This is a genomic window from Moorena sp. SIO4A5, from assembly GCF_010672005.1.
In the GTDB taxonomy this organism is placed as follows: domain Bacteria; phylum Cyanobacteriota; class Cyanobacteriia; order Cyanobacteriales; family Coleofasciculaceae; genus Moorena.
The window spans coordinates 1-12,933 of record NZ_JAAHHZ010000156.1; the positions used below are offsets into that span (position 1 = coordinate 1).

General features: G+C 43.7%; 11 protein-coding genes. 4 read left to right on the plus strand and 7 right to left on the minus strand.

Annotated elements, in window-relative coordinates:
• Both F6K57_RS29695 and F6K57_RS29700 read left to right on the plus strand, forming a co-directional pair.
• Positions 1–1,573, plus strand: a 1,573-nt coding sequence (locus tag F6K57_RS29695) for a glycosyl transferase family 2 (RefSeq protein ID WP_293071832.1), incomplete at its 5' end; no start/stop codon positions are given.
• 60 nt (positions 1,574–1,633) lie between these two features.
• Positions 1,634–2,485: a DUF547 domain-containing protein gene (locus tag F6K57_RS29700; protein WP_293071833.1), complete on the plus strand. Its 852-nt coding sequence runs from the start codon at positions 1,634–1,636 to the stop codon at positions 2,483–2,485.
• A 191-nt stretch (positions 2,486–2,676) separates the two neighbouring features.
• Here F6K57_RS29700 and argJ read toward each other — a convergent pair whose 3' ends face one another.
• Together argJ and gatB are read right to left on the minus strand one after the other, a co-directional pair.
• Positions 2,677–3,918 carry a bifunctional ornithine acetyltransferase/N-acetylglutamate synthase gene (gene argJ, locus F6K57_RS29705; RefSeq protein WP_293071834.1) on the minus strand — a complete coding sequence of 414 codons (1,242 nt, stop codon included), beginning with the start codon at positions 3,916–3,918 and terminating at the stop codon, positions 2,677–2,679.
• 314 nt (positions 3,919–4,232) lie between these two features.
• Positions 4,233–5,720, minus strand: coding sequence for an Asp-tRNA(Asn)/Glu-tRNA(Gln) amidotransferase subunit GatB (gene gatB / locus F6K57_RS29710; protein WP_293021016.1), 1,488 nt, complete (start codon positions 5,718–5,720; stop codon positions 4,233–4,235).
• Positions 5,721–6,462: 742 nt separating this feature from the next.
• Here gatB and F6K57_RS29715 point away from each other — a divergent pair.
• Positions 6,463–6,678, plus strand: coding sequence for a hypothetical protein (locus tag F6K57_RS29715; RefSeq protein WP_293021015.1), 216 nt, complete (start codon positions 6,463–6,465; stop codon positions 6,676–6,678).
• 218 nt (positions 6,679–6,896) lie between these two features.
• Here the strand turns inward: F6K57_RS29715 and F6K57_RS29720 are convergent, their stop codons facing one another.
• Positions 6,897–8,120, minus strand: a complete 1,224-nt coding sequence (locus F6K57_RS29720) for an LL-diaminopimelate aminotransferase (RefSeq protein WP_293021014.1) — start codon at positions 8,118–8,120, stop codon at positions 6,897–6,899.
• A gap of 105 nt (positions 8,121–8,225) precedes the next feature.
• On the opposite strand from F6K57_RS29720, the gene tnpB reads away from it, so the two are divergent.
• Complete coding sequence (gene tnpB / locus F6K57_RS29725; protein ID WP_293021012.1) at positions 8,226–9,434, plus strand: IS200/IS605 family element RNA-guided endonuclease TnpB; 1,209 nt, start codon at positions 8,226–8,228, stop codon at positions 9,432–9,434.
• A 225-nt stretch (positions 9,435–9,659) separates the two neighbouring features.
• On the opposite strand, the gene F6K57_RS29730 is transcribed toward tnpB, so the two are convergent.
• The 4 genes from F6K57_RS29730 to F6K57_RS29745 all read right to left on the minus strand — a co-directional run bounded on the left by F6K57_RS29730 (position 9,660) and on the right by F6K57_RS29745 (position 12,852).
• Positions 9,660–9,986 carry a thioredoxin domain-containing protein gene (locus F6K57_RS29730; protein WP_070394815.1) on the minus strand — a complete coding sequence of 109 codons (327 nt, stop codon included), beginning with the start codon at positions 9,984–9,986 and terminating at the stop codon, positions 9,660–9,662.
• 365 nt (positions 9,987–10,351) lie between these two features.
• Positions 10,352–10,705, minus strand: coding sequence for a DUF1257 domain-containing protein (locus F6K57_RS29735; RefSeq protein ID WP_075902645.1), 354 nt, complete (start codon positions 10,703–10,705; stop codon positions 10,352–10,354).
• A 155-nt stretch (positions 10,706–10,860) separates the two neighbouring features.
• The gene (locus tag F6K57_RS29740; protein ID WP_293021007.1) at positions 10,861–12,387 is read right to left on the minus strand and encodes an AAA family ATPase; all 1,527 of its coding nucleotides are present in this window, start codon (positions 12,385–12,387) and stop codon (positions 10,861–10,863) included.
• Positions 12,388–12,504: 117 nt separating this feature from the next.
• On the minus strand, positions 12,505–12,852 hold the full coding sequence (locus tag F6K57_RS29745; RefSeq protein WP_075902649.1) for a hypothetical protein: 348 nt from the start codon (positions 12,850–12,852) through the stop codon (positions 12,505–12,507).
• Positions 12,853–12,933: the final 81 nt, after the last annotated feature.

Sequence of the window (12,933 nt, forward strand, 5' to 3'; positions counted from 1 at the left end):
AATGAAAACGCTATATATATGGCTTAGTTCTCTACTCCTGTTGTTAGGTTGTATCTTGATTGTGCCTCATGGGGATTTCCGAGAGGTGGGAGCTGTGCCTCGATTTTGGTTAGGTATCAGTGTAATCAGCTTAGGTTTTCTGTTGTCTTGGGGATTAAGCGTCTATACTAGATATCCTGCGGAAGTTGGTAACAGCAAACTTGGGATTTCCCAACAAGCAAAAAGAATTAACAACAGAATTAACAACAACAGTATTAAGACAAGACTTTGGCAAGAGGTATACAAAGGATTTACCAAATCTCTTAGTATCAAGTACTTCCGAAAACTCAAAACTCAGCACTCAGGACTAAATTTTTGGAGTACTACCATCCTAAGCAGGTTGCTACTGCTACCAATGTATCCTGGAGATGATGTATGGCGCTATCTATGGGAAGGGTATATTCAAACGTTAGGGTTTAGTCCATACCATTTGCCACCTAATGCTGCTGAACTGATTCCCTACCATACGGAATGGTGGTCACTAATCAATCATCCTACTGTTTCTGCTATCTATCCACCAGTAGCGCAATTAGGTTTTCGGCTCTTAGCGCTGATTGACCTTAAGGTTTGGTTGTTCAAAATTGCATTTATCTTAGCTGACTTATTAATCTGTTGGTTACTCAGTCGTCGATTTGGTTATCAACAGGCAATCTTCTATGCCTGGAATCCTTTGATAATTTACTCCTTTGCTGGTGGTGCTCATTACGACAGTTGGTTTATTTTACCCCTAGTTGCAGCTTGGTTAGTCTTTGACCAAAAAACAGAAAGTTTAAGGCGGACAAAAATAACAGAAATAGAGGAAACGTTGGACAGTGGGACAGTAGCAGAAGACTCCCCATTTACTAACTCCTTGATGTCTTCATCGGATCACTCCCTGACCTGGTGGCACTGGATTGCGTCGGCTTTGCTGGTAGGAATTAGTATGGCAGTGAAGTGGATGTCTTTGCCAATTTTAGGGTTTCTGACCTGGCAAGCTTTCCGAAAAGTAGGGGTAAAACTAGCAATAGTAGTGCTATTGTGCGGTTTCTTACCTTTTGGCATCACTGCTCTCCAATTTTGCTCTAGTGGAGAATGTCCTTTGATTCCTACTGGCTCAGTGTTTGTATCCCATGGTCGCAGTGCGGAATTGATTCCTTATATTGTTAGCGAATATTGGGAACCTTCTCGCTGGGTTAATTGGATTTATGCTTTTCCCCTAGGCTTAACGGTAAGTTGGCTAATTTTGCGATCGCGCAATTTTCAACAATTGACAGAATGGTACTTTTTTTGCCTACTAATCCTATCTCCGATTATCCATGCTTGGTACTTCACTTGGATAATTCCTTTTGCTGTTCCTTCTAGAAATCTGGGAGTACGTTTAGTCAGTATCTCTACTTTTATTTACTTTGTACTTCAGCATCGCATGGCTTTAGGTAACTACAGCTGGTATCTAACTCCTCAGGAGCGATGGTGGCTATGGTTACCCTTTGTTTTGGGTTGGTTTTGGAGCCATTACCACAATCCTAATGTTGCTCTCAACCAAAACTCAGATTGATTAGCTTTAATCAAAATTGCCTAGGTTAAGCATCTTATCGGCTAAATCATCTGAACCACTATGAATACATCCAAGAAATTACTAACCCTACTTCCAACTCTGATTATTCTGACAAGTTGTACACTTTCCGTACCGATAAATCAAGCACCAGCACAAGAGTCTCAAGTAGAAGTAAATAGAGCTACTGACACGAGTCTATTGAATTATGACGACTATGCTACTGTCCTAAAAACCTATGTCAACAATAAAGCGCTAGTTAATTACCAAGAATTGCAGCAAAATCCAGAGCAACTGGAGACGTTTAATGCCTCCTTAGGTGCTGTTGATACTAGCACCTATCAGTCTTGGGATGAAGCGGAAAAGATTGCTTTCTTGATAAATGCTTACAACTCCTTTACTCTAGAATCAATTATTGACCAAAACCCTCTCAAAAAGAGTATTCGGGACATTAAAGGAGTCTGGAAAGGACGCGAATTCAACATTGCTGGAGAATCTAAAACCTTAGATAATATCGAACACAAGACACTGCGAACGCAATTCAACGAGCCCCGAATTCATATGGCTTTAGTTTGCGCCGCTATCAGTTGTCCTCCCTTAAGAAACGAACCTTATACTGGGGAAAAACTAGATCAGCAACTGGATGACCAGACACAGAAATTTATAGTTAGTCCCCATGGGTTTCGTATTGATCGTCAAAAAGATACCGTATATCTTTCTTCCATCTTTAAGTGGTTTGGCGAAGATTGGAAAAAAACCTATGGTGTCGATGACAAATTTACTGGTAACGCCAATCAACGGGCGGTGTTAAACTTTATCAGTGACTACCTTAGTTCAGAGGATCAGGAGTATCTTGAACAGGGGAATTACAAGATAAAATATCTGAACTATGATTGGTCTTTAAATAAACAATAACTAATTAACCATAACCAACAACAATAACCAATTAACCATAACTAGGTTGATTAATTGATTATTATAGGGATACGTGTAGGAATTGTGAGAATTTTTGTTCCCTGTTCCCTGTTCCCTGTTCCCTGTTACCTTTGCTATAAGGATTTGTTATGGTTTGTTATTGTTTAAAACGTTTTTGGTGACAAGGCTAATCAAGTGGTATATTCGGCATTAATCCGGACATAGTCATAACTCAAATCACAACCCCAAGCCTGACCAACACCATGACCATTGCCCACATTAACCTGAATTAAAACTGTATCTTCTTTAAGATAAGCACCAGCAGCAGCCTGCTTGAGATAATCACTAGCCTGTTGACGGTCAAACCCTAAGGGTTGACCATTGTCCATCAGCAAGACATCCCCTAACTGAATCCGCAGGTTTTCTTGCTCAAACGGTACTCCTGCACGGCCAGCGGCTCCGGCAATTCTGCCCCAGTTTGGGTCTCGTCCAAAGATAGCAGACTTAACCAAGGATGACCCAACAATGGTCTTAGCAATTTGACGAGCCCCTTTATCATCCGGTGCACCAGTGACTTGGACTTCAATCAAGCAGGTGGCCCCTTCTCCATCCCGTGCGATCGCTTTTGCCAAATGCTGACATACTGCTGTCAGCATCCCCTCCAACTTCACAGCGGCTGGTCCCATTTCTGTAATTGCTGATGTTCGGGACTGACCATTAGCCAAGGCAATTAGAGTGTCATTGGTGCTGGTATCCCCATCTACGGTAATTTGATTAAAACTTTTATCCGCTGCCCGCTGTAACATCTGTTGCCACAGGGAAGTAGAAACTGCAGCATCACACGTTACAAATGCTAGCATAGTCGCCATGTTGGGATGAATCATACCAGAGCCCTTAGCAATACCACCCATCCTGACCGGACGGTCATCAATCATGGTTTCCATAGCAATGGATTTAGTGACTAAATCCGTGGTAATAATCGCTTCAGCTGCTGCATCGGAACCAGTTTCGGATGCTTGTGCTACCAATGGGGGAATGCCTGACAATAGAGCATCCATCTTGATGCGTTGACCAATCACCCCTGTCGATGCCAACAAAATCGACTTAGGGGAAACATTGAGTGCTTCACCCAAAGCTTTAGCACTAGCTAGAGCATCTTGCCAACCCTGCTCACCCGTTGCTGCATTGGCTTGTCCGGCATTACACAAAATAGCACGAGCACTAGCTTTAGATTGTAAGCATTGACGGCAATAATCTACACAAGCAGCCCGGACATGACTGGTGGTGAACACCCCAGCTGCGATCGCATCCACCTCTGATAATATCAACGCTAAGTCTGGCTGACCCGACGGTTTTAAACCTGCGGTAATGCCTGCTGCCTGATAGCCCCTGGGAGCTGTTATCCCACCACTAATCTCTTGCCAGTCCGACATGATTCCTCCATTTAACCATAATTCATGCCCGATCCGGGATTATATCAAGTCTTATGGACTTACGCACCAAGGGTATTGATCTGTAGCTTGATGTGTAGCCGTAATTTCCAGAATTGCTATAAAATCTCAAAACTTTACAAAAAAACAAAAAAAGGGGTTACACCCCTCATACAAAATAGTGTATATTTTGATATGTAGATGCACCCTGATGATCGGGAGGGTCACGACAGTGACTCTCCTTTTCTTTGTTATTTGTTATTTGTGGTTGGTAATTAGTGATTTAGTGATCAGCAACACCTGGCAAGCCCGTTGCCTCAATCACCCTTGAGCTTCTTGCCCAAAATTTGGTTAGTCAGCTTAGGATCAGCTCGTCCGCTAGTTTTCTTCATCACCTGTCCCACAAAGAAACCTTGCAGCTTGGTCTTACCATTGCGATACTGTTCGAGTTCCTTAGGATTGGCAGCCAGTACCTCATCAATAATGGTTGAGAGTTCATTTGGGTCAGAGATCTTAATCAAACCCTTACGTTCCACTAGTTCCCTAGCAGAACCACCTTGAGAGAGTAATTCTGGCAATATCTCCTTGGCAATCTTACCACTAATGGTGTCATCATCAATCAAGTTGATCAGTTCTGCCAGAGTCTCGGGTTTCAGAGCAATCTCTGTAATAGCCAGTTTCTCAGTCTTAAGATAAGCAGCAATATCTCCCATTACCCAGTTTGCGGCTTGTTTGGGATTAGCATTAGCAGCAACAGTTGTTTCAAAATACTCTGCCACTTGACGATCATCCGTCAACACCCGGGCATCATAGGCAGAAAGTCCCAGTTCACTTTCATAACGATGCCGCTTCTGGGCCGGAAGTTCTGCTAGCTCACTGCGCCATTGCTCTAATTGTTCCGTTGACACTTCAATCGGTGGTAAGTCAGGTTCAGGAAAATAGCGGTAATCGCTAGATCCTTCCTTAGTCCGCATACTAATGGTGCGTTGACTACCCTCTTCCCAAAGGCGAGTTTCTTGAATAATCGATTTTCCAGCTTCCACAGCTGCGATTTGCCGGTCAATTTCGTACTCAATCGCCTTCTGGATAGCATTGAAGGAGTTCATATTTTTGATTTCAACTTTGGTGCCAAACTCTTTCTGGCCTACAGGACGTACAGATATATTGACATCACAACGCAGGGATCCTTCTTGCATGTTGCCATCACTGACACCGATGTAGCGTACAATCCGACGCAGCTCTTGAGCGTATTCTGCTGCCTCTTGACCAGAGCGCAGATCCGGTTCTGATACTATTTCAATCAGAGGTACCCCAGCACGGTTGAAATCTACTAGGGAGTAGGTAGAACCAGCCAGTCGGTCACTACCAGCATGAACCAGTTTCCCGGCATCTTCCTCCATGTGTAGGCGAGTGATGCCAATGGTTTTACGGATAGGATTACCCTCATCATCGGACAATTCAATTTCCAGTGAGCCATGCTCAGCAATGGGCAAGTCGTATTGGGAAATCTGGTAGTTTTTGGGTAGGTCAGGATAAAAATACTGTTTGCGGTCAAATTTGCTGTAGGGAGCAATCTGGCAATTGAGTGCTAAACCCGCTTTGACAGCATACTCTAGTACCTTTTGATTCAGAACCGGTAACACTCCTGGCATCCCCATACAAATTGGGTCAATATTGGTATTAGGGGTAGCACCAAATTTTGTGGAAGAGTTAGAAAAAATCTTGGTTTCGGTACTAAGCTGACAATGGGTTTCTAAACCAATGATTGCTTCGTATTGAGTTTTAGCTGGTGCAGCAGTAGTCATTGGATGTTATAATTAGGGGTTAAGTTTATTGATGGAACTTAGGGCATTTTTTGTCCACTATTCCCAATAATGTACACTATTTAATTAGCTACAGCGTCAATCATTCCAATTACTGGCAGGATTCGATTTGACAGTTTTTCTGTAAGTTTTTGTCTTTTATAATTGGAAATTGTTAGACCTTTTTAAATACCATTATTATAGCAAATATGTCTTACGTTATAATGTCGTAATTGTACTGTTAAAGGGCTTTTTTTTACTAAATACTTACGTTTAATCCATAGGCTGGCTGATTAAAATTAGAGACTGTTTATAAAGTAAATCTTAAGACAGCTGAATAGTCGTGGGTTAGGGCGGGCAGCTCTGTTAACAGGTGAGCTTTGACAGTACTAGCCGCCTAACCCACCCTACGTCAGGATTTAAGGAAAGTTTAACAAACAGTCTCGCTTTGCAGCAGCTACGGAAATAATCAATCAGCTCATCATCTTTCCCTTTTGTGATCAGGAGTCTGCGAATATCACAGAATCATCCTAATGTCCAGATCACGTGGCTATGTTTTAGTCAGCCATTTTAGATTAATGTGACTAAAGATTCGACAGGTGCGACCCGTGGCGAATTTAATTCGCCAACGTAAAGCGCACCTAAGAAAACAAAGGTCTTTCATAAGCTAGGCGATGGACGCGCGTCCATCGCCTTTCATCAAGCAATCATCCAGTGATCTTATTAGGTCAAATCAGGGGTAAGCATGACTAATCAACAAATTCCGCTAACAGAAGACTACACTCGCCCTTGGGCTCTTATGCGTCTACTGCCTAAATGCCAAAGGTACACAGTTGCTAGGTTCTTTAATCGTCAGGATGCTCATAACCATCTCCGATTTTTGGATCGGTATATGCCAGAAGCAGAGTTTGAAGTAGTTTTCGATCTGCCTGTAAATCAGGATACTAATCAGCTGCTGTAACAGGTTAACAATCATTGACACTCCCCGCTCGTGCATAGACGGGGATTGTTGGATCAACGATTCGACTTGCTGCGGATGGTTTACACCAACCACGATACAGGTTAACTCACCCCGTCAAACCGCTGCAAAAGCCTATATCCGTCATGCCAGCCTCTTACGGTTTCTTAACACCTTGCCCTAATCCTTAACATTAATTCGACAGAGTAAAATGGTGCTTATTAATGAGATTTCAAAAATTCTGAAATTCTCTCCACTGCCCTTTCTAAAACCTCTGGTTCCTGTACTAAGGCAAAACGCACATAGCCTTCACCAGCCTTGCCAAAACCAGCTCCTGGAGAAACAGCCACCCCAGTGGCTTCTACCAAGCTAGTACAAAATTTTACTGAGTTCCCTGCCCAAGGTTCTGGCAATTTTGCCCAGACATACATAGTGGCTAGTGGCACTGGCACTGACCAACCAATGCGGTTTAAAGCATGGACAAAGGTATCCCGCCGCTGTTGATAGGTGGTGACTACAGGTTTAACAATGTCTTGAGAACCATTCAACGCTGCGATCGCACCATTGAGAATCCCCCTGTATTGGTTAAAGTCAATTGCCGCTTTCACCTGCCGCAACGCTCGAATCAATTGAGCATTACCGATAGCATAGCCAATCCGGAAGCCTCCCATATTGTAAGACTTGGAAAAGCTAAAAAACTCAATCGATACAGTCTTCTCTGGGTCTGCTTGCAAAACCGAGGGAGCAACAGAGTTGGGATTGAGGGTTTCTGGGATTTTCCCGATCTGCTCGCCATTGCCTCTGGTATCTTCAAAAACGATATCAACGTAGGGAAAATCGTGAACTAATACCAGGTTATGGCACTTACAAAACGCCACTGCTTCCTCAAAAAAAGACAAGGATGCGATCGCAGTAGTGGGATTATGGGGATAACTCAACACCATCATCCGTGCTTGAGCTAGCACTGCCTGAGGGATATCCTCAAATACAGGCAAAAAATTGTTTTCTGCCAATAGGGGCATGGGATAAATCTGACCACTGGCTAGGTGGACACCACCGGCATGGGAAGGATAGCCTGGGTCTTGTAGCAGAGCAAAATCCCCTGGATTAAGCACAGCTAAAGGTAAATGAGCTGTGCCTTCCTGAGAACCAATCAGTTGTAGCACCTCAGTTTCTGGGTCAACCGGAATACCAAATCGTTTAGTATACCAGCTAGCAGCTGCCTGACGAAAAGCTTTAGTACCATGAAACAGCAAGTAACCGTGAGTGCTAGGCTCATACAACGAGGCTTCAATCGCAGCACACACATGCTTGGGAGCTGGTAAATCGGAAGACCCTAATGATAGGTCAATGATTTCTTTCCCAGCAGCTGCCAACGCTTTGGCCTGATCCATATCGGCAAATACATTTGCTTGCAGGGGTTGTAAACGTTGGGCAAACTGCATTTTAAAAATTCTCCGGGAAATTCCCCCACCGCCGCGTAGCAGGTGGGGGATGGATAGCGAGCATGGTTTGTGGTACAATTATATTAGAATTCCTCAATTGTAATAGTGCTCAAGGCATACAAGTTCAGACTATACCCAGACAACAGTCAGCACATCGCTTTAGCTCGTAGCTTTGGCTGTGCTAGATGGTTTTGGAATTATGCTCTTACTTTGTGTCAACAAACCTATCAAGATACGGGAAAAAGCTTATCCAGAGCAGCAATACAGGGACTGTTACCGGGTCTCAAAAAAGAGTACGAATGGCTCAAAGATTGCTATTCTCAATGTCTTCAGTTTGTAGCCAATAACTTATCAACCGCGTTCAAAAACTTCTTTGATAAACGAGCTAAATACCCTCGATTCAAATCAAAGAAGGGAAGGCAAACAGTGACTTATCCTCAACATTTCCACATTGAGGGAGATTACCTGAAGCTTCCAGGAAAAGTGGGTAAAGTTTACTGCCGTCAGCATCGTCCCATTGAAGGAGAATTGAGATCGGTAACAGTCTCCATGAATCCAGATGGTAAGTACTTTGCCTCAATTCTAGTTGAGGATGGAATTGAACCTCAACAACCTAACAGCCTTGGCCTTGCTATAGGTATTGATTTAGGATTGACTCATTTTGCGGTCACTAGTGAGGGTGAGAAGTATGATAATCCTAGACATATTGCTCAACACGCCAAGAATTTGAAGCGTAAGCAACAAAGTTTATCTAGGAAACAAAAAGGTAGCAAAAACCGAAACAAAGCCAGAATAAAGGTAGCCAAAGTTCAAGGTTTTATTGCCAGATGTAGAGAGGATTTTCTGCACAAACTATCCCGCAAGATAGTTAACGAAAACCAAGTTATTGTGGTGGAAAATCTCAATGTTAAAGGCATGGTTAAAAATCCTAATTTGGCTAAAGCCATTAGTGATTGTGGCTGGGGAATGTTCACAACAATGCTCACCTACAAAGCTGAATGGGCAGGGAAAATCTACGTTGAAATTGACAGATGGTTTCCATCATCGAAGCTTTGTCATGTTTGTGATCATCAACAGGTCGAGATGGACTTGTCTGTTAGAAATTGGACTTGTCCTTTTTGTGGCACTCACCATGATAGAGATATCAATGCTGCTATCAATATTAGAAATCAAGGCTTGCGGATATTGGAGTTAGGAACTAGCTCTACTGCCCTTGGAGGGGACGTAAGACAACCTGGGAAAACTTCTGTTGTCTCAGATGCAGTCCCCCATGAATTGGGAAGCCCCCGATTACGCGCAGCGTGTCGGGGGTAGTTCACTCTTAGTCTTTTTCTTTTGTCTATTCAGAGCTGATTCGTAAACTCGCTGTAATCTTTGTAGGATAAGGCTTGCGCTAAAATAGAACAATTGAACTATTTAATACCCAAAAGACAATCATAGCAATGCTTTCAGACTTCTTAAGATTTCCTTTACAAATCAGCTCTCATGCACGAGACTTTCCCATCTGCGCTGGCATTGCTCCCATTGCCCCTTACTGTCCTAATTTAAATTCTCATCCAGCATAGTTTTCAATTGAGCTTTGGTAATTGCTCCCTCATGGGATTTGGCCAGCTCACCATTTTTAAACAGTCTTAGAGCAGGGACACCCTCTACCTTGCACTTGGCAACGGCATCTTGATGTTGGTCTACTTCCATCTTAATGACTTTTAAGCGATCGCTATAATTTTTAGCAACCCAGTCCACTGATGGCGATACTAAGCGGCATGGTCCACACCAAGTTGCCCAGAAGTATACCAGTACTGGCTGCTGGGCTTTTAAAACTTCAATTTCAAAATCTTTATCTTCGATTGTAATCACATTACTCACAACGGTATCCCCTCAAAAGACTAGATTAGACTGCATTGACATAATCTATATATTAATTGCTTGAACTTCCCCCCAGCTCAAGCATGGGGGATTATAAACAATTGTTACGAGATGGGCGTCGAGCCGCATCTGGACACGTTGAGTATAGAATATTTTACTATGACTGAAAACATCATACCGTTTGCACCAGATCAAAACTCCCTTGTCAAGGAAGTTTAAATCAAGCCGTCGGAGTTCTCAGCCTTTATGGTTTATCGGCTTTTCTAAAATCGAAATTTATACAATTGCACAAAAATTTGCACAAAAAAACGGGTTAACCCGCTATACAATTGGTCAACCCGTGAGCTTGGGAACGCCTAAATGGACTACTTTTGTAGCACCAACTTAACGTTGGCATTGTTTAGCCCACGCTGCTTGACTTCTGCCAAGGTCTTGTTAACGGCATACTTCTGGTTGATGGAGTTGATCAACTCGGTTTGGTTGTGCTTCTTAGCCACACCCCAAAGGTCAGCAATCAGGTCAAAGGTGCCATCACTGTTGCGAGACCAACCTAGATCATATTCGCCTTCGAGAACGGCAACCAAGTCAGCGCGAACTCGTTGACCATTGTAGCCGCGAACATCAGCTTCTGTCTTAACATTGATTCCCAGGTCACACAGGGAAGTCTTCAGGATTTCGGCATCGGAGATTTTAGTGCGCAGAGTGCTAAAGTGAGACATGTGGATTTCCTCCAGAAAAGGTATCAGAGAAACGACAACGTAGCATTTTACTTTTATTGCTAGCCGCCCTCAACAATTACAAGCGGCTACTTATCAAACTGCTAGCAATGATGTTTTGCTAGCCTTTACTCCTGTTGGGAGCAGGAGAAAGCCTGTTAGAACTCCATACGCTGATATTCAGCTAGGGAGGATGCAGCAGGTCGCGCGCGTTGCCTAGCCCAGTCCCTCAGGGCTGCAACCTGCTCTGTCATCGTGCGCGATAGAGGCTGAGTTGATTTAATCGCGGCAATAATATCCAGTTGAGTAAACTCCCGGTCTTGAGCAAATGCCTCGTACATGGCTGCCACCATAGCTTGCTCAATCTCAGCCCCAGAAAAACCTTCAGAAACCTTAGCTAACTGTTCAATGTCAAAGCGGTCAATATCTCCACGCCGCTTTTTCAGGTGAATTTCAAAGATTTGCTGGCGTTCTTGGGTGTTGGGTAAATCAACAAAAAATATCTCATCAAAACGACCTTTGCGCAGGAATTCTCCTGGTAGGCGCTCCACTCGGTTTGCTGTCGCCATCACAAAGACTGGTGAGGTTTTTTCTTGCATCCAGGTCAGGAAAGAACCAAATATCCGACTTGAAGTACCCCCATCAGAGTCAGAAGAACCGCTGCTACCAGCAAACGACTTATCAAGCTCATCTATGAAGAGAATAGCTGGAGAGATTGATTCTGCCGTCTTCAAAGCATTGCGTAGGTTAGCTTCCGAGCGCCCTACCATCGAGCCATCGTATACTCGCCCCATATCCAGGCGCAATAGTGGCAGACCCCATAAACGAGACGTAGTTTTGGCAATTAGAGATTTACCACAGCCAGGAACCCCTAGAATCAACATTCCCTTCGGTTGAGGCAAACCATATTCTCTCGCCCTCTCGGTAAAGGCATTAGAGCGCTGCTTCAGCCAACGCTTCAGTTCCTCTAACCCTCCTATAGAATCGAGGGTTTCATCTTCTTCGATATAATCTAGGATCCCGTTGCGGCGGATGATCTGCTTCTTCTCGGATAGAACAATATCGACTTCAGCTTCGGTGAGACGACCAGCTTTAACGTAGGCTTTGCGATAAACCTTCTCTGCTTCATCGCGGGTCAAGCCTAATGCTGCTTTGAGCAGCTTTTCCCTAGTTTCTGTAGTCGTTCGGCGAGTTTTACTCTGATCCAGTTGGTGGGATAGGACTTGGTTAAGTTCCTTAAGGTTTGGTAGGGGAAAGTCAAGCACAACCACTTCCTTTTCCAACTCAATAGGAATCTGCTGCACCGGGGACATTACGATGATAGACTTTTTAAGAGACTTCTTTGCTTCCTCCCTAAAGCTTGCCATCGCATCCCGCAACCATCGGGTAGTTGCTGGTGCATCTATAAAGGGATGTAAGTCCTTAAAGATGTATATACCAGGCTCTTTTTGTTGAATTACCCACTGAACTGCTGCCTCAGGAGAGACCGTATTGTGCTGAGTGGTGTGGCGTGATTGACCATACTCAACAATCCCGTGAGTGACGGTCCAAACGAAGACTCGTTGCTGTTGAGACTTCCTTTGAGCAATCATTGCTATTGCCCTCTCTGCCCGCTCCTCCTCGGGAGTCACGAGGTAGATTAGAGGATATTGAGCTTGAATGAGAACGTTTATCTCTTCTTGCATAACTCTACCTAATATTAGAGACGGCTTACAACTGCCCAAACATCTTCAACTGAACCACTGAGCTAACTAAGTGTGCTCTGCGAGTAGATTAATTTGTCTACCTTAACTTTGGCTACCTTAACAAGGAACCAATTCCTCTTCTCCGTGAGAATCGGTACTGGAGCATACTTTTGCTGTTACCTTTTCTACTGGGAGTTCTTCCGATATCACACCAGGTTGGTTTTTCAGAGCAACTAATTTTCCCTCTGAGAGAACCAAGTCACTAGAACACTCAGGACAGGGGTATACTTTATGGGTTTGTCCATATTGGTCTACCTCTTCAACCACATCTTGATGTTCTATGTAGAATATAATCGCCCTCTCAACCATAGCTGACATTGATTCAGAATCAACAGCCGCTTTAATTTTGAGCCGGCGGTGCAATCCTGGTGGAAGATAAAGAGTAACTTTTTGCTTGTCTTGCATATATTTTTTATATCGTTGTACCCGGGTATGTATTTAACCTTATCGGCTTCCTCTCTAGCTGTCAAGACATTTAGCTGGTAT